The following is a 23,480-nucleotide window of genomic DNA, read 5'->3' as shown; positions in this document are numbered from 1 at the left end:
TCGCGGCTGCGCACAGGTGTGTGCCGTGGCAACCAGGGGGCCGTTTGTGTGACTTCGGCTTGTGCCCCCATCACGTTGTTGGGACCTGAGGCTATTTGCCTGCCAAGTCAGCGATCTTGAGCTCCAGTGCTGTTCGTTCGGCAGCGTTGGAGCACAAGGCCAGTGCCTCCGCCAAGGCCCCTTTTGCTTCCCCGAATCGGCCGAGCCTGGTGAGGAGTTCGCCACGAACGGTCGGGACCAGGTGAGACCCGTGCAGATCCCCGCGGTTCGCCAGGGCATCCACCAACTGCAGCCCGGCTGTTGGCCCTATAGCCATGGCCACCGCAACGGCGCGATTCAATTCAATAACCGGAGATGGTGCCAAGCGTCCTAGTGCTTCGTACAAGATCACAATCCGTTGCCAGTCCGTGTCCGCTGCGGTTCGAGCCACCGCGTGGCATTCAGCAATCGACGCCTGCAATCCATAGGCGCCGAGACCGCGGCCGGCGCCGACCGCCGTCGAGAGCGCTGCCCTGCCTCGACGAATCGCGGACTGGTCCCAACGGCGTCGGTCCTGGTCTTCCAGAAGGACCGGCTTCCCGGCTGAGTCGAGCCTCGCAGGAAACCGGGCAGCAGTGAGTTCCATGAGCGCAAGCATGCTAAATACCTCGGGTTCCGGTGCCAGTCGAACCAACACACGGGCCAGTCGCCGTGCTTCACTGGCCAATTCCGTCCGCATCCACGAGTCACCGGTGGTGGCGAACGATCCCTCCGTGAAAATCAGATAGACCACCTGCAGCACGGAGCCAAGCCGCTCGGCAATTTCGTCTGCCTCGGGCACCGCAAACGGAATGTGCGCCGCCGCCAGGGTTTTCTTGGCGCGGGTGATGCGGGCTTGGATGGTTGGAACGGGTGCAAGGAACGCTTTGGCAATTTCCTCCGTGCCCATGCCGCCGACCACGCGGAGCGTCAAAGCGATCCTCGATTCCTTGGACAACACCGGATGGCAAGAGATAAACATCAATGCGAGTACGTCGTCGTCAATCGAGTCCGGGTTGAACAGCGTGTCCACGCCCGGTTCCTCCTCGGAGAGGTCGCGGGCAAGCAGGGCGTACTTTTCGTCCCGGGCAGAACGCCGGCGAAAGGAATCGATCGCCCGGCGCCGCCCGGCAGTCAGGAGCCACCCTGCCGGTTCTGCGGGGACGCCGTTGACAGACCACGACACCAGTGCTTCCGCGACGGCTTCCTGGGCGAGGTCTTCGGCAAAAGTGAAATCGCCCGAATAGCGCGCAAGGGCGCCGACGATGCGTGCGGATTCACTACGCCACACCGCTTCGACGGCGGCCCTTGCCTCGTTGCTGCCCACCTCAGGTGCTGCTGACCGCAGTTCCCGAGGCCGGCTTTAGAGCTGGCCCGTCTGCTCGCGCCATGCACGTTCCTTTTGGATCCATTTGTTGTCCTGCGGAAACTCGTCAATGCTAGCGACGCGCCGGATTTCGGTCTTGGTCCCTTCGGTCATGGGTGCCCGCTTGGCCCACTCGATGGCTTCCTGCTTGGAGGCGACGTCCAGAATGTAATAGCCGCCAAAGAGCTCCTTGGTTTCGCCGTAGGGGCCATCCGTGACAACGGGGGTCTCCCCCGTAAAGTCGACCACGACACCCTCTTTTGGATCCTCCAGGCCCTCCGCAGCCAGGAGGACACCGGCGCGGATCAGTTCGTCGTTGAATTGCCCCATGGCGTCAAGGATCTCGTTGAAATCGATGTTCTCGAACTTGGCGTACGAAGCGTCGTCTGCCCTCATGATCAACATGTATTTAGCCATCTGACTCAATCTCCTGTGTAAGTGGAAGGTCGCCCTTCGACCTTCTCATCCATAGGTCGAACGGCGCGAGGGCAAATCGACAACGGGTCCAAAACAATTTCCCGGCTCTCGGTCCACGTCATCGGCGTAGTCTGGAGGGACGGCGGGAAACGATTGTGTTGAGTCCGCCTGGAAGTGGTTCGAGGCACCATGGCACCAGAACGTACGTCCGATGAATCTTTGCCGGACCGGGGTGCCACCCGGACCGTCAACAGCTACGTGACACTCCTGAAGTCCGTGCGCAGCGCCGGATTGCTGAAACGCCGCAGGGGTTTCTACATCACTGTTTTTGTGATCCTGATGGCTGCTTGGACCGGGACCTGGAGCGGCTTCCTGTTGCTGCGGGACACCTGGTTCCAGCTGCTCATCGCGGCGGTAATGGGTGTGGTCCTGACCCAGTTCGCGTTCCTGGCCCATGAAGCCGCCCATCATCAGGTTTTCAAGTCTAAGGGAATGAATGAGTGGTCCGCCCGGCTGGTTGGTACCGGATTGGTGGGCATCAGCTACTCGATGTGGGCACAGAAGCACACGCGTCACCACAATTTCCCCAACGTGATCGACAAGGACCCGGACATCCATACCGGCACCATCGCTTTTCACCCCCAAGCGGCCAGTACCCGGCGGGGCGTCATGGTGCAGGTCACCCGCCGACAGGGCTGGCTGTTGTTTCCGCTGTTGTTCTTCCTGGGTGTGAGCCTGCACGTTGATTCGTTGAAGTACCTGTTGCACCAACGAAAAGTTGACCACCGCTGGGTGGAGATCCCCGTCCTCTTGCTGCGCTTGCTGGCTGTGCCCATCCTGGTCTTCTCCATGCTTCCGTTAGGCATGGCCTTCGCCTTCCTAGGCGTCCAGCTGGGTGTCTTCGGTTTCTACATGGGCGCGTCCTTCGCCCCGAACCATAAAGGCATGCCCATCCTGCCCACGTCCAGCAGAACGGACTTCCTCAACCGCCAAGTACTCACCGCCCGGAACATCTCCGGAGGATGGTTCATGGACACGCTGATGGGTGGGCTGAACCGCCAGATCGAACACCATCTCTTCCCGGACATGCCTCGTCCCTACCTTCATCGCGCGTCCGGGATGGTCAAGGCATGCTGTGATGAGTTAGGTATTCCCTACACCGAAACCGGCCTCGCAGCGTCCTACGTGATCGTGGTGAGATATCTGGATGACGTCGGCTTGTTCGCCGGAGAACCCTTCGAGTGCCCGGTCGTTGACCAATTCCGTCCCCGGTGACCGCAAGGTGGCACAGGATGGCAAAAGGATCCCCCGGAAGTAACTCCGGGGGGATCCTCACGCCAACGGGGTAGTCAGTTCAGCGGCCGCCTCCACCGATGACCCCGGCCTCGACAGCCTTGGTCACGGCATCAGCCTCAGCTTGTGTGAGCTTGCCGTCTGTGACTGCCTTGTCCAGCCTGGTCTTCAGCGCAGCAGCACGCTCCGCTTGACCTTCGGCACGGATTTCCTCCAACGCCGTGGTGACCTTGGCCTCGTCCACACCCAAGGCTTCGGCCAGCGACTTCGCCAGGGCTGCGTCCTGGGCCGTGCGGTCCGGTTTGGTGCCTTCGGTACCTTCGGCGGGTGGCGTAGCGGGCTTGTTCGCCTCACGGAATGCCTTCAAGGCATCGGTGACCTTGGCCTCGTCCACACCCAACTTGCTGGCCAACTGCGCCGCAATCTGTCCACCGTCGCGTCCGTGGCCATGCCCGCCCGGTTTACCACCGCGGTCTGACGGAGCTGTCGCATCCGCAGAGGAAGTGGCGCTGGGCGATGGCGTGGTGGCCGCAGTTGCCATGCTCGTTGCACCAAGTCCTGCACCCAATGCCAGGGCTCCGGCCGCCACTCCCAACGTAATTCTCTTGGTTTTCGACATGTACCTCTCCTCAATGAGCCGTTGGTACGGCTGGTGTCTGAGGGACGGGCAGTAGTGCCGTCCTCTTAACACGATGAGTGGACAACCCCAGCCCACGCTGTCCTGAACCTGTCATTCCGCTGTGAGAGTGATCCGGAAGCTGTGAGGGACTCTCCCTATGCTCCGGCCGAATCGGCATGGTCCGGCCGAATCAGCGAACCCGGTCCAAAGCGTCCAGCAGCCGCTTGACCGCACCACCCAGGTTCCAGTCCGTAGCCAACTGTTCAAGTTCGGCGCGCGCTGCGCCGGTGACGGGACGCAGCTCAGCTCCCACGTCTTCCAGCGTCGGTACCTTGAGGTCGCGCACAACGTTCACGACGGCGGGCGCCACCTTAAGGTAGTCGGCCGCGGCCGACAGTTTGGCGCGTATGGAAGCGGACAACCCGCCGTCGGGGTCCTCTGCCGCTTCAAGCAAGCCTTCCAGTGAGCCGTGGGTGCCGAGCAAGGAGGCCGCCGTCTTTTCGCCGATCCCGGCAACACCGGGCAGGCCGTCGGAAGCATCGCCGCGCAGGGTGGCGAAATCGGCGTACTGCTGGGGCAGGACCCGGTATTTGCCCACAACGACGACATCGGTGACGAGCTCCAGGTTCTTCATGCCGCGGGCGGTGTAGATAACCCGGACCCCGCGGTCGTCATCAACGAGCTGGAAAAGGTCGCGGTCGCCGGTGACGACATCCGTAGGGATCTGCGCGTGGCTCGCGTAGGTGCCAACGACGTCGTCGGCCTCATGCTCATCGACACCCACGACGGCTATCCCGGCGAGGTGCAGCACGTGCCGGATCATCGGAATTTGGGCCTCCAGCGGGTCCGGGACGACCTCGACGTCGGGACCGTCCGGAACGATCTCCGCTACCCTGTGCGACTTGTAGCCAGGGATCAGATCCACGCGCCATTGCGGCCGCCAATCGTTGTCCCAGCAGGCGACGACATGTGTTGCTTCATAGTCGGTGGTGAGGCGGGCGATCATGTCCATCAATCCCCGGACAGCGTTAACCGGCGTTCCGTCGGGGCGGCGTATCGAATCGGGGATGCCGTAGAAGGCACGGAAGTACAGGGAAGCAGTGTCCAGCAGCATCAGTCGGGGCATACCTGATCCTGACATGCCTGCTGTTCTTTCGGCAGGAATCACACGCAAATTCGCCGGTCAAGCAGGTGTCAGGGACGGTAAAGACTTGATCACCAATGTGAGCGGCATTACGATGATGTGAGCAATAATAGAACACGGTGTTCTATTATCGAACAATTCGTGATTGTCAGCCCACAAAGAAGTGAGGAAAGCCCGTGCAGTTCCACCACCACGGTTACGTATCCGGTGACCCCCGAGTCGAGCCGGCAGCCGGCGTCGGAATCAACCGCCCAACCGAGCTTCCCGACGAAGTGGATGTCCTCATCGTGGGCAGCGGCCCGGCCGGCATGCTGACCGCGGCGCAGCTCTCCCAGTTCCCCGGTGTGACAACACGCATCGTTGAGCGACGCCCCGGCCGGCTAGCCATCGGCCAGGCCGATGGCATCCAGGCCCGCAGCGTCGAGACATTCCAGGCCTTCGGGTTCGCCGAGCGCATTATTGCGGAGGCTTACCGCATCACCGAGATGGCCTTCTGGAAGCCGGACCCGGCCGATCACTCCCGCATCGTCCGCGCCGCCCGCGCCGTGGACGACCCCGCCGGAATCAGCGAGTTTCCGCACTTGATCGTGAACCAGGCGCGGGTATTGGACTATTTCGCCGAATTCATGGCCAACTCCCCCGCACGAATGACGCCGGACTACGGCTACGAGTTCCGCGGCCTTGAGGTCACAGGCGAAGGCGAATATCCCGTCGCGGCCACACTCGCCCACACCTCCGGCTCCAACGAGGGCCAGGAGCGCGTCATCCGCGCCAAATACGTGGTCGGGGCGGACGGCGCGCGCAGCAAGGTCCGTGAGTCGATCGGCTGCCACCTCGCAGGCGACCAGGCGAACCATGCCTGGGGCGTCATGGACGTCCTCGCCGTGACCGATTTCCCGGATATCCGCACCAAGTGCGCTATCCAGTCCGGATCCGGGGGCAGCATCCTGTTGATCCCCCGCGAAGGCGGGCACCTGTTCCGCATGTATGTGGATCTGGGCGAAGTCGCCGCTGACGATCAGGGAGCAGTGCGGAAGACAACCATCGAGCAGATTATCCAGAAGGCCAACGACATCCTGCGCCCGTACACGTTGGATGTCCGGAACGTCGCCTGGCACAGTGTGTACGAAGTGGGCCACCGCCTCACGGACAGGTTCGACGACGTTCTGCCGGAGGACCGCGGTGCGCGCACGCCGAGGGTGTTCATCACCGGCGACGCGTGCCACACCCATAGCGCGAAGGCCGGCCAGGGCATGAACGTGTCCATGCAGGACGGTTTCAATATCGGTTGGAAGCTTGGCCACGTCCTTGAGGGTCGCAGTCCTGAAAGCCTGCTTGACACGTATTCCGCCGAGCGCCAGGTTGTTGCGAAGAACCTTATCGACTTCGACAAGCAGTGGTCTACCCTGATGGCCAAGAAGCCGGAGGAGTTCGAAGACCCGGCGGAGCTGGAGACCTTCTACACCAGTACGGCCGAGTTCCCCGCAGGATTCATGACGCAATATGCGCCCTCCATGCTGGTCGCAGCGCCACAGCACCAGGAGCTCGCCACGGGCTTCCCTGTGGGCAAGCGATTCAAGTCCGCACCGGTCCTGCGGGTCTGCGACACGAACCCCATGCACCTTGGCCATCACGCCAAGGCCGATGGTCGCTGGCGCATCTACGTGTTCGCTGACGCCGCCAAAGCTGGCGCGGCAGGGCCCGTCGCCGACATTGCCGAGTGGATCGCGAACTCGCCGGACTCGCCGCTGGCCGCGACGCCGTCGGGCGCTGACCGCGACGCCTGGTTCGATGTGAAGGTGATCTACCAGCAAGACCACACGGGCGTGGACATCAACGCCGTGCCCGCCGCGTTCAAGCCCACAGTTGGACCGTTCAAGCTCACGTATCTTGAGAAGGTCTTCGGCGCCGATCCGAACGCCGACATCTTCGAACTGCGCGGAATCAGCCGCGACGGAGCAGTCGTGGTGGTCCGCCCCGACCAGTACGTCGCCAACGTGCTACCGCTGCATGCGACGGCGGAACTCGGCTTGTTCTTCGCTCCGGTGCTGGAAACCCACCCGACGGCGGGACTCGTCGAAGCCTGAACATAGGGAAACTGCCGGCGGGCCGCCAAGGTCCGCCGGCAGTTTGCTCGTTAACGGCTGACCACTGCCGAAGTTTTACATCCCTGTAACGCAAACCACTAGAAGCAAACAAAATTGCAGAGTATCTTTATTGCAATGCAGTTTGCAGAGTGATGTTCGTTACAAGGAGAACCAGTGAAGATCAGCGAGGACACAACCAGCGCCGCACCCGCGGCCAGGGAATCCGCGGATCATGCATGGCTTGGGGATGCCCTGCCGGACGTTGCACTGTCCAAGTCGCAGGCACGCGTAGTGGAAGTCATTGCCCGCAATCCACAGCTCTCGTCGTATGCGGACATCGCGGAAATCGCCCAACGGTCGGACGTAAACAACTCCACCGTCGTCCGCACCGCCCAACGACTCGGCTACCGTGGCTGGCCGGACCTGCAGCGCGAACTGCGTTCCCGCTATCTGGTGATGATCTCCACCGAAGACACGTTGATCGAGCACGGTGAGCACCGCAGCCCCCTCCACGACGCGTTGAACCATGACATCGAGAACCTGCGCCTGACGCTCGATTCAAACACCGCAGACGATGTCGAAGCGGCCATCGCCGCCCTTGCCTCAGCCAAGTCCATCACCGCCGTCGGCATTGGCTCTTTTGCCGGCCCGGCGAGCGTCATGGCCCACCTCGGCTCAACCATGGGCTATCCCATCACCTTGGAAAACCGCGGCGGCGTGCACCTCGCGTCCGCTGCGAACACCCTGGGGCCCGGCGACGTCCTGGTGGTGGTCAACATGTGGCGGTCAGTCCAGCAAATCATCGTCACGGCCGAAGCCGCCAAGCAATCGGGCGCCACAGTGGTCGCCATCAGCGACATGCGCCGGGGCCGCCTCGCCGCAGCCGCGGACCACCTGCTGATCGTGGCATCGGAAGGTATCTCGTTCTTCCAGTCAGTCACCGCAGCAAATTCGATGGTCTACGGATTACTGGCCGGAATGGAAGCCGCCCACCCGGAACGCAGCCGTGCTGCCATCCGGCGCACACAGCAGTTGTGGAAAGACCTGGACATCTACCTGGACTGACGTCGTACAGGGCCCACCTATGGACGCCCCCAACAAAAAGAACCCTCACAATGCCCCACCAGGAGTACTTCATGAGCAATATTCGTCGCGTCGCCGTCATTGGCCTCGGGTCCATGGGCGGTGCCATGGCATCGACCTTGCACCGCGCCGGCTGGACCGTCACGGGTTTCGATCCTTCGGAAGCGGCACGGGATGCCGCTGCCCTCACCGGCATCTCCACTACGGCGGAGGCAAAGGACTTGGCAGGAACCCCGTATGCGGTCCTGTCCCTGCCTTCCGCCAGTGTCGTCGAGGCCACAGTTCCCACGCTCCTCGCGGCTCCCGGGACCATCGCCATCATCGACACCACTACCTCTGAGCCGGGCACCAGCAAATCCATGGCAGAACTGGCGTCCACCAGCGGCGCCGCATTCGTGGACGCCCCTGTTTCCGGCGGGCGGGACGGCGCTGCGACCGGCAACCTGAGTGCGTTCGTCGGAGCGACCGAGAGCGCGTTGACGGCGGCCGGGCCCATCCTGAAAGCGTTGACAGGCGGCAAGTATGCGCACATCGGCGGACCGGGAAGCGGCAACGTCGTCAAGCTGCTGAACAACGTCCTGGCCGCAGCGAACCTGGTGTCCGTAGGGGAAGCCCTGGGGGTGGCCAAGGCCTACGGCATCGATCCGGCCGTTGCGGCCGCCAGCATCAGCAATGCCTCCGGCGGCAGCAAGGTCTCGGAGGCCATGTACCCCAACTGGGTCATATCCGGAACGCATGATTCCGGGTTCTCTTTGGGCCTCATGGCCAGGGACGCCGCCCTGGCCATCGACATTGCCCGGCAAATGGGCCAGCAGCCTGAACTGCTGGCCGCTGCGGCCAGCCAATGGCAGGACGCACTGGCCGTCCTTGGACCGGCGGCGGACTTCACCGAAATTGCCAGAACGGTGGCCCCTTCCGTGACACCGGCCGGAGCCCCGGACAAGTCCCCGTCCGCGTCACCACGCACCCGCAAGTAAAGGACACGAGATTGAGCATCACCACAGCCCCAACAGCATCCTCGGCGGAGACCGCCCGGACAGTCCTGGACTCAGCTTTCCCCCAGGGCCTTGGCGCCTTCATGGACGGAAAGGTAGTCCCGGGCTCCGGGAGCACCATCACCCTGACGTCCGCAGCCACGGGCAGATCCTTCGCCGAATACGCCGATCCCGGCACCGAAGGTGCCAACGCCATCCTTGAAAGCTCCGTCCGCGGCGCTGCGACCTGGGGAAAGTTGAACGGCTTCGAGCGCGCCGCCATCCTCCGCAACGTCAGCAGGGTGGTCGAAGCACACACAGAAGAATTGGCGATCCTGGAATCGTCCACCACAGGCAAGCCCATCCGCGATGCCCGCGTCGAAGCGGCCAAAGTCGCGGAAATGTTCGGCTACTATGCCGGTTGGGCAGACAAATTGACTGGGCAGACCATACCCGTTCCCGGCCCTTGGCATACCTACACCGAACGGGTCCCTTGGGGTGTCGTCGTCGCCATCACGCCCTGGAATGCGCCCCTGTTCACTGCCGGGTGGAACTCAGCTGCACCACTGGCTGCCGGCAATGCGGTGATCATCAAGCCCAGCGAATTCACGCCCGCCACCACGGTCCGGCTGGCTCAGTTGGCCCACGACGCCGGACTCCCGGACGGCGCCTTCAACGTTGCCACCGGGTTGGGCCAGACCGTTGGCGCAACCCTCACCACTGACCGGCGCGTTGGCAAGATCAGCTTCATTGGTTCCGTGCCCACCGGCCGCCGTGTGGCGGTGGCTGCTGCCGGGGCCGGTATCCCGGCCCTCCTGGAGCTTGGCGGCAAGAGCGCCAACATCGTCTTCGCCGATGCCGACTTGGAGCGGGCCGCCGATGGCGCCATCTCCGCCATCTTCTCCGGTGCCGGCCAGTCCTGCGTCGCAGGCTCCCGCCTCCTGGTGGAACGAAGCGTCCACGCCAGGTTCATCGAGCTGGTGGCCGACCGCGCTGCCCGGCTCCGTGTCGGAGACCCGCTGGATTCCACTACCGAGGTGGGGCCGATCATTACGGCTCCGCAGTTCGCCACCGTTACCTCGCTGATCGAAACGGGAATGAACGACGGCGGCCGCCGGGTTACCGGCGCGACCCTGCCGGAGGCGCTGAGAAGCTCCGGTCTTGCCGGCGGCCACTGGGTGATGCCAACCCTCTTGGATGGCGTCACCCCTGCCAACCGATTGGAAACCACCGAGGTCTTTGGCCCGGTGGTGGGTGCAGATGCTTTTGATACAGAGGCCGAGGCCATCGCACGAGCGAATAACACCAACTTTGGCCTGGCGGGCGCCGTGTGGACCTCCGACATTTCCCGGGCACACCACATCGCACGCGAGGTAAAGGCCGGGACGTTCTGGATCAACTCGTACAAGACCATCCACGTAGCCGTCCCGTTCGGTGGCTTTGGCGATTCAGGCCACGGCCGCTCCTCAGGCCCTGGCGTTCTGGACGAGTACACACAGACAAAGGCGGTCTGGGTCCCCACCCGGGCAGCCGGATCTCCCTTCCCGTCCCTGTCCTACTAGCAGGAATGATCATGGAAAATACCAACACCACAGCATCTGCCGACCACCTGCGAACGGCCTTGGAAGGCGGCGTCGCCACCTGGAAGCCCAAGGTGCGCGAACTCTCAGAGAGCCTGCACGCCAATCCCGAGATCTCCTTCGAGGAAGTCCAGGCTGCCGAGGCCATCACCTCTTTGCTGGCCGAAGGGGGCTTCGAAGTCACCAAAGGAACGGCAGGCCTCCCCACCGCGTTCACGGCAACCGCCGGAACAGGTGAGCTGGTAGTGGCTATGTGCGTCGAATATGACGCCCTGCCCTCGGTAGGCCATGCCTGCGGGCACAATCTCATAGCCGGGGCATCCGTGGCGGCAGCGTTGGCCTTGCTCCCCCACGTCGACGAACTCGGCATTACCTTGAAGGCCATTGGCACACCGGCGGAGGAGCATGGCGGCGGCAAGGTATTGATGCTGGAAGGCGGTGCCTTTGACGGCGTTGGCCTTGCACTGATGGTTCATCCGGTTCAGGACGGCGTCACCTACAACCCCGCTGGGACCACCGCCCAGGCCGTGGGCAGGTACGAGGCAGTCTTCACCGGCAAGGCCGCCCACGCTGCGGCCGCGCCGCATATGGGCGTGAACGCAGGGGACGCAGCGGTGCTCAGCCAAGTGGCCATTGGCTTGCTGCGGCAGCAGATCCCTGGCGATCACCGGGTAGCTTGCTATGTGGCTGAGGCCGGACATGTCACCAACATCATTCCCGATCATGCCGTAGTGCCGTTCGAGTGCCGGGCTTTCACGCTCCCCGAGTATGAGGCGTTGCTTGAGCGCGTCAAGCGTTGCTTTGAAGGGGCGGCCCTGGCCACGGGAACCACCCTTGACATCACGGCAGCCGAACCCTTGTACGAACCGCTGATCCAGGACGGGGACCTTGCCGGCCACTGGACGGCAGCCATGGACTCGTTCGGCAAGGACACCTCGCCCGCAGCTGGCATGGGAGGCGGCTCCACCGACATGGGCAACATTTCCCAGGTCATTCCATCCCTGCATCCCTGGCTCAGCATTCCCGGAGCCAATGTCCCCATCCACTCGCACGGCTTCGCGGCCCTTGCGAACACACCCCAGGCGTACGCCGTCATGTTCGAGGCAGCCACAGCGCTGGCGTGGACAGTGGCGGGCGCCGCAACCAATCACCAGCAGAGAGAACGCTTCGTCCAGGCGGCCTACCGCCCCGAAGCCCCGATCCAGGAAGCAACATCATGAGCACCAACACCGAAACCGCGCGGACGGATAAGGCCGGCACACGGCTTACGCTTCCGATCGCCGCGCTGGCCTTTGTCATCGCCCTTGCGGTTCAGTTCATCGGTCAGGCCAAGATTGATCTGGGCATTGGCGCGATCATCATTTTCCCGATGGTTTGGGGCCTGATCCTCGGATTGCTGGTCTCCATCCAGAAATTCAAGCCGTTGGGCCTGGACCTGCAGCGTGTGGCTGCGGCCCTGGTGGGTGTGGCCGTTTTGCTCCTGGTGGCCAGGCTGGCCTTCAACATCGGCCCGAGCCTGCCCAGCCTCATCAAGGCCGGCCCCGCACTCCTCCTACAGGAAGTGGGCCACTTGCTGGGAACTATCGTCCTGGCACTTCCGCTTGCCGTGCTGTTGCGCATGGGCAAAGCCACTGTGGGAGCCACTTTCTCCCTGGACCGCGAACCTTCGTTCGCCATGGTTTCTGAGAAATACGGTCCTGATTCCGACCAATACCGCGGCGTCCTGGCCATGTACGTCTTTGGAACCTTGTTCGGCGCCATTTTCATCACACTGCTGACCTCGTTGGTGGCCAACTGGAAGATCTTCGATCCACTGGCCTTGGCTATGGGCGCGGGTGTTGGTTCGGGGTCCATGATGGCCGCCTCGGCCGCAAGCATCATCGCCGCGTACCCGGCCGACCAGGAGGCCATCCTCGGCATGGCAGCTGTCTCCAACCTCATCACCACCATTCTGGGTGTGTACGTGGGCATCTATATTGCCCTTCCCGTGGCTGACAAGTTCTACAAGGTGCTGACCCGGAACAAAGAAGCGCAGAAGGTTGCTGCCGGCACGGTGCCCCAGGCCCGGACCGATGCAGAGCTTGCGCAAGACGAGGTCCAGGCCGAAGAGAACCGCCGGTTCCGGGAGGAAGTCGCAAAGTCCTCGGCCGCCATGACATTGCCATTGTGGCTATCCCTGTCCGTCCTGACGGTGTTGGGTGTTGGCACTGCAGCCGTGGCCGCCAAGGGCCTGAGCTTGTCCATCCTGGCAGGCTACGGCATCATGCTGGCTTTGGTACTTGTCAGCCTGTTGCTCGCAAAGATCACCAGGAAGATCTCGGCCATCGTCTTCATCACCACCATTGGCGCCTACATTTCGAGCCCGTGGTTCTTTGGCTCCGGGGTCCTGAATGAAGCCGTCAAAACCGTGGACTTCCTCTCCATTGCGACGGTGATGCTGACCCTTGCCGGTCTTTCGCTCGGCAAGGACATCCCGTTGCTGCGGAACATCGGTTGGAAGATCATTCCCGTCGGCTTGGTGGCCATCACCGCGTCTTTCATCCTCTCGACAGTGATCGCGGAGTTCGCCCTGGGCCTCTGGCACTGATCACTTTCTGAAACTACGGAAAGGCCTGTTTCCCTATCAGGGAAGCAGGCCTTTTCGTGCCCGGCCGCTCTGGCAAAGGACCGGGATCGGGACGAGAATGAGGTGGTGGTCCCTCCTGGCACCGGCGGGGGCGGCGACACCATGAACGACGCCGCCCGAAAGATCCAGCGCGTCTATCTCACCTTGACGCTGGGCAATACCATTGCGGCTTCCTTCATCTGGGGCATCAATACTCTCTTCCTCTTGGATGCCGGGCTGAGCAACCTCGAGGCGTTCGCCGCCAATGCCTTCTTCACCGCCGGAATGGTTCTCTTCGAGGTTCCCACCGGAGTCATCGCCGATGGTTGGGGCCGCAGGGTTTCCTTCCTCCTGGGAACAGTGACGCTGGCCGCCTCGACGTACTTGTATTTTGTGCTCTGGCAGATTGCGGCTCCGTTCTGGATGTGGGCCGTCGTGTCGGTGCTGCTGGGCCTCGGGTTCACGTTCTTTTCCGGCGCCGTGGAGGCGTGGCTCGTGGATGCCCTGCGCTTCTCGGGCTACCAAGGCGGACTGGAGCCAGTGCTTGGCCGCGGTCAGATGGTGCAGGGCGTAGCCATGCTGGTGGGCTCTGTGGCTGGTGGCGTCATTGCCCAAGCCACCAATCTTGGCATTCCCTTCCTCCTGCGCGTGGCGGTGCTGCTCGCCATGTTTGCTGTCGCCTTTGGGCTCATGCACGACGTCGGCTTCACTCCTGAGCGTTCGACGCACCCTCTCCGTGCCGTCCGTACCGTGCTGACCGCATCGATCGACAACGGATTGAAAAACCCGCCCGTGCGCTACGTGATGCTTGCCGCCCCCTTCAGCGCCGGCGTCGGAATCTATGTCTTCTATGCGCTGCAGCCATATTTGCTTGATCTCTTCGGCGATCCCAAGGCCTATTCCATCGCGGGTTTGGCCGCAGCAATCGTGGCGGGCTCGCAAATCCTGGGAGGCTGGCTCGCCCCACACGCCCGGCAACTGTTCCACAAGCGCACGTCGGTATTGATCCTTGCAGGGGTGGTGGGCGGCGTGATTCTCCTGGTCCTTGGCGTCACCCACATCTTCTGGGTGGCACTGGTCCTGCTGGCACTCTGGGGCGTCGTGGGTTCTGCAGCCACCCCGGTCCGGCAGGCATATGTGAATGACATGATCCCATCGAAACAGCGGGCCACTGTCCTGAGTTTCGACTCACTGATGGGCTCAAGCGGGGGCGTGGTCATCCAGCCGCTCCTGGGCCGGGGAGCTGATCTCTACGGATATCAAGCATCCTTGGCCATGGCCGGTGTCATCGAGCTCATCGCCGTGCCGTTCCTGCTGGCCAGCCGGAAACAGGGTGCCCCGGCCGACCGGGCCAGCACCGCCGAAACCCGAACGGACACGGAACCATTGGCGTAAGCACGGTCTTCGGTGGCATGGGAGACGGCCAGGCCCTGCATCCCGGTAATCACGGGCAATGGCACACAATTGGTCCTCGTCGATGATGGTGAGGGACTTCTTGCCATGCGCCAATCGGCGGTGGGAGGAACCAATGGCCTGGGCTGCGGCGAGGGTCACCAACTCGTAGCGCCGAAGGCCCAATGACGAACTGATGGCCTGGGTCAAGGACTCCCAGATGGTGTGTGCTTCCGGGTTCAGGCTCATGGCTTTGGTGTGGCTGGGAACATAGCCCTGCGTCGAGCGCTTGTAAATGCCCCATGGCGCGAATACGGCTCGAGTACGCAAGACTGGAACCTACCACTACTGAAAGCGCGGTTGGCTCGTGATCTCCCTCCAGCAGGACCCCCAAGGCTTTATCCGGATGAGCAGGCATTTTCCCGCCACCGTTTCCATCACCGTCGTATTTACCGATGGAAACCATGAAGTTTTCACCGGGCGACGACTCAACGAGATGTACGACGAAGCGCTGGCGTCCTACCGTGCGGGGAATAATCTGGATGCGAAAGGATTCAGCCGAGGGCCCAAGAAGAAGGTCCAGCAGGGCATCGAATTTGTGCCTGTCGCACCAGGCATGTCCAGCTGACCGGTTTCGTCGCCACATTATTCGTGTTTCATCGCAAAGCTATTTTGGCTTTCCCGAGGCATGCTCGACGCAGAATGGCGTCCATGGCCGGGCCTCAAGCCGGCCCTCCGGAATAGCTATTGCACAGATTTCGCACAGCCCGTAACTGCCCAAGGCTATCCGCTCCAGAGCCGCGTTGATCTGATCCAGGCCAACGCGGCTCTGCTCCATGAGTGCGGACGCCTGCGAGAGTTCGAACGCTATGGTGCTGCCCTCGGGATCGTGTTCGTCATCCACATTGGAGTCCTGCCGGGCAAGGCTTACCGAACTGATGTCGCCTTGCAGGGCCTTCAGCAGTTCGAGTTTTCGATCACGCTCCTCCTCAAGGAGAAGTTGAAACCGCTCGGCATCAACCATGGTGGGTCATAGTTCCACGGTGCCGCTTTCGCCTACGCTGAATCGGGAATGGGTGACCTTGGACTTGATCCATTGAAGTACCGTCGCAGCTGTTCCGCCCGGGCTGGTCCAGTATTCGGCCGATTCAGAGTCAACGCGCAGGAGGCATACTTCCGGGGTCTCCGGCCCGTCCGGATACCATGCCTCCACAACCTGGTTCCACAGCTCGCGGATCTTTTGCCGGTCAGTGACAACCTCCACAGTTCCAGCGACGGAGACCCACTCGGTGTTCTTGCCGAAGGAAACGTTGACCCGGGGATCTTGACGCACGTGCGCAACCTGCGAGGTTCCAAGTCCGGTAAAGAACCACATATCGCCGTCGTCCTTGACGTCCTGAACGGCCAGCGGCCGGCTGACCAGCGCGCCGGTTTCGTTGACCGTGGTCAGCATGCCGATTTTGGCGTCGTTGATAATGTCCACGACCTTGCTGATTCCCTGCTCTTCAGCCATTCCTCGCCTCGCTTCACTTCCTGCCGGGGACCTTCCCCGAGTGGACAGCCTATTAGTAAGTCTACTGATTTACTAGGCGGACAAGGAATGTCGAAAGCTGGCCAACAACCAGAAAACAGACGCTTTCCGGGAATCAAGCCGGAGCGCTATCCGTTCTTCTTGGTAGTGACATGCCGACGGCGGTCAGGCCTGCCTCGGGGGGCAGGCGAAGCGACGGGAAGTTTGGGGACTGCCATGACGTTGATTGAAACGATCGCCCGCATGAGGGCCGCACACCTGATGGTTCGCGACGCCAAGGAATGGGACGGGCTCGCAACCGGACTCCTGGAGGCCTACGCGGCCAAGGACGAAGACCTGGTTGAACAGCTGCAGCCGCCGTTTCTCCAATCGTGGCGGACTGTCACGCGGTACGTCCTCCGCGACACCTTTGACCAAGCGGGCATCTTGGTCGGCGAGCCCAGCGACCCATGGGGAATAGCAGTGCTGACAACAAACGGGAGAAGTGCGGAACCGCTGCTCTGCCTGGCTGACCGCGCGGAGCTGCAGGGGGCAGGCACCCCCAACGTGGACGGCCGCCGGCTGATGACGTTTTCGGAAGTAATGACCCATTACTCGGAATGCCTGGAACCGCTCTTCGCGAAGCAAAGCGCTTAGCTGGTCTCCGGAACAGCCGGAACAGCCGGGTCAGCCTCTGGTCAGCGGACCATCGATGACCCGGGGAACGTACTCCAGCAATTGGGTCCGCCCGTCGAACGTACGGCTGTCCACCATATCCAGTGCGACGTCCGGGTATCCGTCGTAGATTCGCTCACGCCCGGTTTTCCCGGTGATCACTGGAAAGACGACCAACCGATACCTGTCCACCAGGCCGGCCGCCAGCAGCGAACGGCAAAGGCTCAAACTGCCCAGCGTGCTGAAGGTACCCGACCGTGTCCCTTTCAATTCCCGCACCGCGTCGACCGCGTCGCCGGCAATCAACTCCGAGTTTGGCCACGCCAGGGGTTCCTTCAGGGTGGAGGAAAAGATGATCTTGGGCATGGCAGCCAGCCCCGTCAAGCTGGCTCCTTCTTCCTCCGAAAACCCCGAACTGTCCTCAGAAGCCTCCTCGGACATACTCGACATCAGCCGATAGGTGTTGGCGCCCATGAGGGTAGTGAAGTCCTTCTTACCCTCTTCCTCAAGCCACGCCAGGTATTCGGGCCCTTCCAGTCCCCACCAGCCGGGCCAACCCTCGGCGGAAGCGTATCCATCCAGGGAGATGATCAAGTCCACCATCAGGGTTGCCTTCGTTGCACTCATAGCAGTCTCCTCGGTTTATCCGTGCGCGGTGAAAGTGCGCGTTGACCGCGCGCGGAAATGCTAGCCCCGGAGCGATCCGGCATTCAAGAGGTCCACGCTAGAGGAGGAGAAGGACGAACCCGCCAAGGGTGCTCAGTATGCCGACCCCGGTGAGCATCCACCCCAGGATCAAAACGGTGTTATCGTGGCGCGGCGGCCGAAGGGAACATCGTGCCGGATGGCAGATGTCGTAGTGCACCAGCACCGGTCCGGAATCAAGGGTCCCCGTCTCGGCCGGAACATCGAGCAGGACTTTCTGTTCTTCGTTCGCTTGGTCCACCCAGTGGAGCCCCAAAAAACCGCCCGCGGCGAACCGTTCGCCATCAGCGGTCACCCATACGCATCGGCGCTTTGCGATAACCCAAGCGCTGATCAACAGAGGCACGCCCGGGACAAACCCCACCCACGTCATCATTTCCAGGATGGGGCCAAGAACATCCACGGATCCGGCCATACAGTCGATCCTATGCTCTGGCGGCCAGTGCCGGCAGGGGGCGCATCAAGTGACTCAGAACGTCCTGTCAACCCTGGAGCGCCACAGCAGGTACACGAAGTAGGGCGCGCCCACCAGTGCGGTCATGATGCCGGCAGGTATTTGGGCTGGAGCGATAACCGTCCGGCCGATCACGTCCGCGAACATCACGGTGCAGGCGCCGATGAGCGCAGCCACGGGAAGGACCCGGGCGTGCCGTGCACCCACCAACGTCCGGGCGGCGTGCGGTGCCACCAGTCCCACGAACGCGATCACCCCCACGGATGAAACTGCGCCTGCCGTCAACAGGACGGCCACCGAAAGAAGGAGTAAGCGGGATCGGGACAGTCCGATGCCCAGCACCCGGGGCGAATCGTCGTCCACGGCAATCAGATCCAGGTCGCGCCTCATCCCGGCCAGCACGGGCAGGGAGACCAGCAGCGCAAGGAGCAGCGGCAGGACGGAGGCAAAGTTGCGGCCATAGGTGGAACCGGACAACCACGTCAGCGCCTTGGTCTGGTTGAACGGGTCCGTACTCACCAACAGGACAGTAATCATCGCAGCCAACCCGGCGGAGACGCCGATACCAATCAGCACCAAGCGGTTTTGTTGAAGCCCGCCCCGGAACGCCAGCCCGAAGACCAGCAGGGCGGACAGTGCGGCGCCCCCTAGTGCAGAGCCGGTAACCACCCAGGAACTGGCCGTCGGGACAGTGGTGATGACGATGATTGCTGCGAGCCCGCCACCGCCGGACACGCCAAGAATGCCAGGTTCGGCGAGGGAGTTCCGGGATACGGCCTGGATCAGGGCGCCGGCAAGCGCCAGCGCGGCCCCGGCAAGGACCGCAGCAACGACGCGCGGCATCCGCGTACCCAGCACGGCACTGACACGGTTTCCGGACTGGCCGGTGAGCCAATTAAGGAGGTCGCCGAGCAGTAGTTTCGCATCACCCAACAAGGCTCCGGCCACCAGGAGGCCGGTCAGCAGAACCAGCAGGCTGATCAGCACAGCCAGGAAGAACCGGCGCGAACGAAGCCGCGCCAATGCGTCCCCGGCACCGCTCAATCCGGAGTCGGACATCCTCATGGCCAGGATCACCAGGAAAACAGCACCAAAAACAGTGGTGACCGCACCGGTCGGTACTTCCACGCCGGCCTGTGCACCGAACAGGCCACGCACCAGGACATCAGCACCGATAACCACGACTGCACCTGCCAGTCCGGAGATGGGAAGCAAGGCCCGATGCCTGCCCAGTCCACGGAGCCGGGAGGCCAGGAGCCGCACGATCGCCGGGGCGCAGAGGCCCACAAAACCAATCGGTCCGGCGATCGTTACTGCAGCCGCGGACAGGACAACTGCAAGCACGACGGCGCCAACCCGGGCCAGGCGCGGATCCGCACCTGCCAGCCTGGAAGCGTCGTCGCCCAAGCCGAGCAGATCCATCCTGCGGGCAAGGAGAAGCAGGCCGGCGACGGCCACAAGAATGACGGGAGTGAACTGGAACAGTTCGTCAGTGCGTGACTGGGACAGGCTGCCCTGGCCCCAGGCGTAAAGGCCGGTGGTTTCCTGGCTGAACAACAACAGCAGCGCGCTGGTGGCCGAATGCAGGCCAAGGGCAAGCGCCGTGCCCGCCAGGACAAGGCGGATGGGACCTCCATTGCCGTTCGCTCCCCCGCCGGACAACGCCAGCACAAGCAACGCCGCGGCGAGGCCGCCAATGAAGGCAACGCCACCGGAAAGCAACGACGGAAGAGTCAGGCCAAACGCGGCGATGGCCACGATGGCGAAGTGCGCGCCGGCATTGACTGCGAGGGTATCGGGAGATGCCAGGACGTTGCGGGTGGCCGACTGCAGTGCTGCCCCGGCCACCCCCAAAGCGACACCGACCAGCAGGCCGGCAAAGAGTCGCGGAATGCGCGAGGCGACCAACACTGCGGCCTCCTGATCGGAACCACTTCCGGTGAGCAGCCCCAGTAACTGGAGAGGGCCGACGTCGGCCGTTCCCTGCGTGAGGTGGATCATCGCGAAGACGGCCAGGATAACTACCCCGGAGCCAGCCACCAGAAGCGGTCCGAAAGGACGGCGGGCCGCTTGTCCATTCGGCCCGGCGGGTACGGGAGCACCCGCCACGGCCGTGGGAACGGTCATGGCGGGCCTCTTCACAGTGTCGGTCATGCGGTGGAACTACTTGGTCAGCGAAGCGACGATGGCATCGACGTACTGGGTCATCGAGGCAGGTCCGCCAAACATCCAGATGCCGTCAGCCAGGCGGTGCACCTTGCCGGAGGCCACGAACGGAAGGGACTTCCAGACAGCGTTGTCAGTCAACTGCTCGGTGAAGTCACCATCAGCGCTGTTGGTGATGTAGACGAAGTGGTCGGCGTTGACTGCGGTCAGGCCTTCGACATCCGTCGCACCCAGGCCGTAAGCCTGGTCACCTTCAACCGTCCAAGGGTTGACGAGTCCCAATTCGGTGTTGATGTCGGTCAGCAGTGATCCCGTGGTGTAAGGGCGGATGGAGACCTTGCCGTCGGCTACCCAGCCGTCTGCGAACGCGACGCGGGATCCGGTAAGGCCGGCCTTCTCGAGGTCAGCCTTGCCCTTGGCGACGGCGGCGTCAAACGCTGCGATGGCCTCGTCGGCCTTCTTCCCTGTACCGGTGGCCTTCGCGACGAGCTTGAGGTTGTCCTCGGCCTGTGCAATCTGGCGGCTGCCGTCTGCCGACTTGACCACAACCACCGGTGCCAACTCTTCGAGCTGCTTGATGACGGGCTCAGTGAGATCGGTGGTGGCGACGATAAGGTCCGGATCCAAGGATGCGATGGTGTCGAAGCTGGGCTCGTTGCGCGTGCCGATGTCCGTGGGTGTGCTGTCCAGCTTGCCGGCGGTAACCCAGGCGTTGTAGCCCTTGATGTCCGCAACGCCCACCGGCATGACGCCGAGGGTGGTCAGGTTCTCCACCACGTTCCATTCGGTGCCGACCACGCGCTTGGCGGGGCCGTCGAGCTTGACCTCGGTGCCGCGGGCATCGGTGACTGTGATGGCTTCGCCGGCACCGGAAGTGCTGGAAGCCTGGCTGGCAGGGCCTTCGGTGGTGCCGCAGCCAGTGAGCAGGACTGCCAAGGCAGCAGTTGCGGCCAGGGCTTTGTGGATCTTCATGGACACAGGGTCCCTTTCGTGTTGGGGTGCTTATGTTGTGTTGAAGGTCTTCAGCTGCCGCTGTGTCGTCCGACTGCGCGGGTCCGCAGCCTTCCGGTGAGAGGGTCAGTGTGGGTCACGATGGGGATTGAATAGACCTCGCTCAACAGCGCTGCGTCGAGTGCTTGGGGGGCAGGACCGGCTGCTGCAATCCGTCCTTCCGAGAGAACCACCACATGATCGGCCAGTGCGGCTGCTTCATCAAGGTCATGAAGGACCACGCCGATTGCTACTCCGTGGACGCGGGCGAGGTCATGGACGAGGTCGAAGATCTCTACCTTGTAGCGCAGGTCCAGGTGGTTGGTCGGTTCATCCAGCAGCAGCACGGACGTGTCCTGTGCCAGGCAACTCGCCAGCCACACCCGCTGCAGCTGGCCACCGGAGAGTTCGTGGACCCCCCGGTCGCCGAGCTCAGCGACACCCGTCAGGTTCATGGCGCGCTCGACGGCGGCGGGCCCCTCGGGATCTGCGGCCCGCCACCGTCCGCGGTACGGATGGCGGCCGAACTCAACCACATCGCGGACGCTCAGGCCATGCGGGACGGGGCGGCTCTGCGAGAGCAACGTCACATGCCGGGCAAAGTCGCTTCTCTTCATCATCAGGGCGTCCGATGCCTCCCCGCCTTCGGGGCGGACTGTCACGGAACCCGACGAAGCCTCATGAAGCCGCGCGAGTGCGCGAAGCAGCGTGGATTTGCCGCTTCCGTTGGGGCCCACCAAGGCAACGATGCGCCCCGGCTCAAGGCGGAGACCCGCGCCGTGCACTACGTCCCTGTCCCCATAGCGGAGGACCAGGTCCGTGGCTTCGAGCCCGGAGAGTTCACTCAGTTCAATCACAAAATGAAAGATTAGCTTAGGCTTACCTAATTCCTAAAAACGTGTCCCGGAATGTCAGCGGGACACGTTGAAGGCGGACATGCGGGACGTGCGACCCTTGTTCCATGGACTTGGAAATCTCCCCCTCCCTGACGGTTCCCGCCTCGGAATTGGCTTGGCGGTTTTCGCGTTCCTCGGGACCAGGCGGCCAGCATGTGAACACCACCGACAGCCGGGCGGAGTTAATCTGGGATCTCGCGGGTTCTGCGACGCTGACCGATGAGCAGCGGCAGTTGCTGCTCAAGCGTCTGGGGCGGAAACTGGTCGCGGGAGTCATCACAGTGACGGCCTCCGAAGAACGATCCCAGCTGCGCAACCGTGAAATCGCGCTGGCAAAGCTCGCCGGACTCATCGGGAAAGGCCTCGTCCCCGAAACCGTCCGGCGCGCTTCCAAACCCACGCGCGGCTCGGCCCGCCGCCACCGTGCCGCCAAGGAGCTCAGGTCAGCCACCAAGCAGCAACGACGCCGGCCTTCTGCCGAGTAGTCCAACCACCGAACCAGCCCCCGTGACCGCGGCTTCCTCAGCGGAATGGGCGTACCAGCCCCCTCGTTGAGATCAGCGAGGCTGGCCGCCGGTGGTCTCAACCCACTGCGAGCGCCACTCCGGGGCCGGGAAGGCTTCGCTCCAGTACGCAGTTTCCTTGGCAATCCGGCCGCTCCGGAACTCGAAGATGAACACCGTCTCATAGGTTGGTCCCCCATAGTCGAGCAGCGCTTCGGCCACCACCAGGTTCCCGCCGCTGAGGAGGCGGCGGGGTGTGATGGTGGGGAGCTGGGGAAAGGCGTTGTAGATGCCGCGCCGGTTTTCAGCGCCGCGCACCACTTCGCCGGATTGCGGCCAGTGCATGACGGCGTCGTCGTGGAACAGCTCATCCATGACCTCGATGTGGCGATCGTTGATGCAGTCGATCAGCCGTTGAACCACTGTTTCGTTGATGTTTTCTGCAGCCATGAAGCGCATTGTCCTCCTAGTGGCTGGATCGCACCACGGGAGTTGCCGGCGGTAGGTCAGTTCTTCTTGATCAGGTCCATGTAGGCCTGGAGATGTTCGGCCATGCCCACTGATTCGTCGTAGAGCCAGGCAAGTTGGATCCCGTCCACCAATGCGGTGATCTGGCGGGCCAGGACCGATGGTGCGAAGCCCTCCCGGAGCCGCCCGGCGGCGAGTTCGCGTTCGAGTTCAGAGCGGACCGAGTCAACAAAATCCGTGTTGCGCCGTAGGAGGAAGCCGTGGGCCGGGTGGTCGGGGCTGATGGCTTCTGCCCGCAGGGTCGCGTCAAGGTGAATGACGCCCCGGATTCCGGCGTTGTGCCGCATGACGGCAGGCACGGTTTCGAGCAACCCCTTCTCGCTGATCAGTTCCTTACGCCATGGACCCTCGCGCTCTTCGCGGAGGACCAGCACGGCTTCCAGTAGCGCTTCCTTGCTCCCGAAGTGATGGAGGAGTGCGGTGTGAGGTCCCAGCGGGAGCGTTCGAATGCGCTAGAGGGAGGGCACGGCCCGGA

At 62.9% G+C, this 23,480-nt stretch carries 24 protein-coding genes; 11 read left to right on the top strand and 13 right to left on the bottom strand.

Annotated features, from left to right (window positions below):
* Positions 1–91 precede the first annotated feature (91 nt).
* Positions 92–1,345, bottom strand: coding sequence for an RNA polymerase sigma factor (locus tag J3D46_RS16125; protein ID WP_253468190.1), 1,254 nt, complete (start codon positions 1,343–1,345; stop codon positions 92–94).
* Between the two features lie 36 nt (positions 1,346–1,381).
* Positions 1,382–1,801, bottom strand: coding sequence for a YciI family protein (locus tag J3D46_RS16120; RefSeq protein ID WP_159698432.1), 420 nt, complete (start codon positions 1,799–1,801; stop codon positions 1,382–1,384).
* A gap of 189 nt (positions 1,802–1,990) precedes the next feature.
* On the opposite strand from J3D46_RS16120, the gene J3D46_RS16115 reads away from it, so the two are divergent.
* Positions 1,991–3,076 carry an acyl-CoA desaturase gene (locus J3D46_RS16115; RefSeq protein ID WP_253468189.1) on the top strand — a complete coding sequence of 362 codons (1,086 nt, stop codon included), beginning with the start codon at positions 1,991–1,993 and terminating at the stop codon, positions 3,074–3,076.
* Between the two features lie 79 nt (positions 3,077–3,155).
* On the opposite strand, the gene J3D46_RS16110 is transcribed toward J3D46_RS16115, so the two are convergent.
* Together J3D46_RS16110 and J3D46_RS16105 are read right to left on the bottom strand one after the other, a co-directional pair.
* The gene (locus J3D46_RS16110) at positions 3,156–3,713 is read right to left on the bottom strand and encodes a Clp protease N-terminal domain-containing protein (protein WP_231341844.1); all 558 of its coding nucleotides are present in this window, start codon (positions 3,711–3,713) and stop codon (positions 3,156–3,158) included.
* 190 nt (positions 3,714–3,903) lie between these two features.
* The gene (locus tag J3D46_RS16105) at positions 3,904–4,854 is read right to left on the bottom strand and encodes a 5'-3' exonuclease H3TH domain-containing protein (protein WP_374110803.1); all 951 of its coding nucleotides are present in this window, start codon (positions 4,852–4,854) and stop codon (positions 3,904–3,906) included.
* 179 nt (positions 4,855–5,033) lie between these two features.
* On the opposite strand from J3D46_RS16105, the gene J3D46_RS16100 reads away from it, so the two are divergent.
* From J3D46_RS16100 to J3D46_RS16065, 8 genes are all read left to right on the top strand, one after another.
* Positions 5,034–6,944 (top strand): FAD-dependent monooxygenase, encoded by a 1,911-nt coding sequence (locus J3D46_RS16100; protein ID WP_253468187.1) that lies wholly within the window; start codon positions 5,034–5,036, stop codon positions 6,942–6,944.
* 180 nt (positions 6,945–7,124) lie between these two features.
* Positions 7,125–8,009: a MurR/RpiR family transcriptional regulator gene (locus tag J3D46_RS16095; RefSeq protein WP_374110842.1), complete on the top strand. Its 885-nt coding sequence runs from the start codon at positions 7,125–7,127 to the stop codon at positions 8,007–8,009.
* 71 nt (positions 8,010–8,080) lie between these two features.
* Positions 8,081–9,004, top strand: a complete 924-nt coding sequence (locus J3D46_RS16090; protein WP_253468185.1) for an NAD(P)-dependent oxidoreductase — start codon at positions 8,081–8,083, stop codon at positions 9,002–9,004.
* Between the two features lie 11 nt (positions 9,005–9,015).
* Entirely contained in the window at positions 9,016–10,563 is a 1,548-nt protein-coding gene (locus tag J3D46_RS16085) for an aldehyde dehydrogenase (protein WP_253468184.1), read from the top strand.
* 11 nt (positions 10,564–10,574) lie between these two features.
* Positions 10,575–11,801, top strand: coding sequence for an amidohydrolase (locus tag J3D46_RS16080; protein ID WP_253468183.1), 1,227 nt, complete (start codon positions 10,575–10,577; stop codon positions 11,799–11,801).
* Positions 11,798–13,168, top strand: coding sequence for a DUF3100 domain-containing protein (locus J3D46_RS16075; protein WP_231341851.1), 1,371 nt, complete (start codon positions 11,798–11,800; stop codon positions 13,166–13,168). The genes J3D46_RS16080 and J3D46_RS16075 overlap by 4 nt, the downstream gene beginning before the upstream one ends.
* Before the next feature lie 141 nt (positions 13,169–13,309).
* The gene (locus tag J3D46_RS16070; protein ID WP_231341867.1) at positions 13,310–14,581 is read left to right on the top strand and encodes an MFS transporter; all 1,272 of its coding nucleotides are present in this window, start codon (positions 13,310–13,312) and stop codon (positions 14,579–14,581) included.
* Between the two features lie 364 nt (positions 14,582–14,945).
* A complete protein-coding gene (locus J3D46_RS16065) occupies positions 14,946–15,206 on the top strand; it encodes a hypothetical protein (protein ID WP_231341852.1) in 261 nt (86 codons plus the stop codon).
* Positions 15,207–15,245: 39 nt separating this feature from the next.
* Here J3D46_RS16065 and J3D46_RS16060 read toward each other — a convergent pair whose 3' ends face one another.
* Positions 15,246–15,602, bottom strand: coding sequence for a TraR/DksA C4-type zinc finger protein (locus J3D46_RS16060; protein ID WP_253468182.1), 357 nt, complete (start codon positions 15,600–15,602; stop codon positions 15,246–15,248).
* 6 nt (positions 15,603–15,608) lie between these two features.
* Entirely contained in the window at positions 15,609–16,091 is a 483-nt protein-coding gene (locus J3D46_RS16055; RefSeq protein ID WP_231341854.1) for a pyridoxamine 5'-phosphate oxidase family protein, read from the bottom strand.
* Positions 16,092–16,325: 234 nt separating this feature from the next.
* Between J3D46_RS16055 and J3D46_RS16050 the strand changes: the two genes are divergently transcribed.
* Positions 16,326–16,745, top strand: coding sequence for a hypothetical protein (locus J3D46_RS16050; RefSeq protein WP_253468181.1), 420 nt, complete (start codon positions 16,326–16,328; stop codon positions 16,743–16,745).
* 30 nt (positions 16,746–16,775) lie between these two features.
* Here the strand turns inward: J3D46_RS16050 and J3D46_RS16045 are convergent, their stop codons facing one another.
* The 5 genes from J3D46_RS16045 to J3D46_RS16025 form a co-directional block, all read right to left on the bottom strand.
* Positions 16,776–17,390, bottom strand: coding sequence for a dihydrofolate reductase family protein (locus tag J3D46_RS16045; RefSeq protein ID WP_231341856.1), 615 nt, complete (start codon positions 17,388–17,390; stop codon positions 16,776–16,778).
* 97 nt (positions 17,391–17,487) lie between these two features.
* Positions 17,488–17,883 (bottom strand): hypothetical protein, encoded by a 396-nt coding sequence (locus J3D46_RS16040; protein ID WP_231341857.1) that lies wholly within the window; start codon positions 17,881–17,883, stop codon positions 17,488–17,490.
* A gap of 54 nt (positions 17,884–17,937) precedes the next feature.
* The gene (locus tag J3D46_RS16035) at positions 17,938–20,076 is read right to left on the bottom strand and encodes an iron ABC transporter permease (protein ID WP_253468180.1); all 2,139 of its coding nucleotides are present in this window, start codon (positions 20,074–20,076) and stop codon (positions 17,938–17,940) included.
* Positions 20,077–20,085: 9 nt separating this feature from the next.
* On the bottom strand, positions 20,086–21,066 hold the full coding sequence (locus J3D46_RS16030) for an iron-siderophore ABC transporter substrate-binding protein (RefSeq protein WP_308292029.1): 981 nt from the start codon (positions 21,064–21,066) through the stop codon (positions 20,086–20,088).
* Between the two features lie 44 nt (positions 21,067–21,110).
* On the bottom strand, positions 21,111–21,935 hold the full coding sequence (locus J3D46_RS16025; protein ID WP_308102742.1) for an ABC transporter ATP-binding protein: 825 nt from the start codon (positions 21,933–21,935) through the stop codon (positions 21,111–21,113).
* Between the two features lie 104 nt (positions 21,936–22,039).
* Here J3D46_RS16025 and arfB point away from each other — a divergent pair, with 104 nt between their 5' ends.
* A complete protein-coding gene (arfB, locus tag J3D46_RS16020) occupies positions 22,040–22,459 on the top strand; it encodes an alternative ribosome rescue aminoacyl-tRNA hydrolase ArfB (protein WP_253468178.1) in 420 nt (139 codons plus the stop codon).
* 72 nt (positions 22,460–22,531) lie between these two features.
* Here arfB and J3D46_RS16015 read toward each other — a convergent pair whose 3' ends face one another.
* Both J3D46_RS16015 and J3D46_RS16010 read right to left on the bottom strand, forming a co-directional pair.
* Positions 22,532–22,927, bottom strand: a complete 396-nt coding sequence (locus J3D46_RS16015; RefSeq protein WP_253468177.1) for a nuclear transport factor 2 family protein — start codon at positions 22,925–22,927, stop codon at positions 22,532–22,534.
* A 56-nt stretch (positions 22,928–22,983) separates the two neighbouring features.
* Positions 22,984–23,379, bottom strand: a complete 396-nt coding sequence (locus J3D46_RS16010; protein ID WP_253468176.1) for a hypothetical protein — start codon at positions 23,377–23,379, stop codon at positions 22,984–22,986.
* Positions 23,380–23,480: the final 101 nt, after the last annotated feature.

Source organism: Paenarthrobacter sp. A20 (assembly GCF_024168825.1).
Taxonomy (GTDB): domain Bacteria; phylum Actinomycetota; class Actinomycetes; order Actinomycetales; family Micrococcaceae; genus Arthrobacter.
Note: the sequence above shows the minus strand (reverse complement) of the source record. Positions and strands in the feature narration are given on the sequence as shown.

Excerpts from the sequence above, each read along its gene's own strand:
- J3D46_RS16040 (WP_231341857.1), bottom strand. The coding sequence starts at position 17,883 with ATGGCCGGATCCGTGGATGTTCTTGGCCCCATCCTGGAAATGATGACG.
- J3D46_RS16070 (WP_231341867.1), top strand. The coding sequence starts at position 13,310 with ATGAACGACGCCGCCCGAAAGATCCAGCGCGTCTATCTCACCTTGACG.
- J3D46_RS16035 (WP_253468180.1), bottom strand. The coding sequence starts at position 20,076 with ATGACCGACACTGTGAAGAGGCCCGCCATGACCGTTCCCACGGCCGTG.
- J3D46_RS16120 (WP_159698432.1), bottom strand. The coding sequence starts at position 1,801 with ATGGCTAAATACATGTTGATCATGAGGGCAGACGACGCTTCGTACGCC.
- J3D46_RS16110 (WP_231341844.1), bottom strand. The coding sequence starts at position 3,713 with ATGTCGAAAACCAAGAGAATTACGTTGGGAGTGGCGGCCGGAGCCCTG.
- J3D46_RS16105 (WP_374110803.1), bottom strand. The coding sequence starts at position 4,854 with ATGTCAGGATCAGGTATGCCCCGACTGATGCTGCTGGACACTGCTTCC.
- J3D46_RS16115 (WP_253468189.1), top strand. The coding sequence starts at position 1,991 with ATGGCACCAGAACGTACGTCCGATGAATCTTTGCCGGACCGGGGTGCC.
- J3D46_RS16055 (WP_231341854.1), bottom strand. The coding sequence starts at position 16,091 with ATGGCTGAAGAGCAGGGAATCAGCAAGGTCGTGGACATTATCAACGAC.
- J3D46_RS16060 (WP_253468182.1), bottom strand. The coding sequence starts at position 15,602 with ATGGTTGATGCCGAGCGGTTTCAACTTCTCCTTGAGGAGGAGCGTGAT.
- J3D46_RS16045 (WP_231341856.1), bottom strand. The coding sequence starts at position 17,390 with ATGAGTGCAACGAAGGCAACCCTGATGGTGGACTTGATCATCTCCCTG.
- J3D46_RS16050 (WP_253468181.1), top strand. The coding sequence starts at position 16,326 with ATGACGTTGATTGAAACGATCGCCCGCATGAGGGCCGCACACCTGATG.
- J3D46_RS16075 (WP_231341851.1), top strand. The coding sequence starts at position 11,798 with ATGAGCACCAACACCGAAACCGCGCGGACGGATAAGGCCGGCACACGG.
- J3D46_RS16015 (WP_253468177.1), bottom strand. The coding sequence starts at position 22,927 with ATGGCTGCAGAAAACATCAACGAAACAGTGGTTCAACGGCTGATCGAC.
- arfB (WP_253468178.1), top strand. The coding sequence starts at position 22,040 with ATGGACTTGGAAATCTCCCCCTCCCTGACGGTTCCCGCCTCGGAATTG.
- J3D46_RS16090 (WP_253468185.1), top strand. The coding sequence starts at position 8,081 with ATGAGCAATATTCGTCGCGTCGCCGTCATTGGCCTCGGGTCCATGGGC.
- J3D46_RS16080 (WP_253468183.1), top strand. The coding sequence starts at position 10,575 with ATGGAAAATACCAACACCACAGCATCTGCCGACCACCTGCGAACGGCC.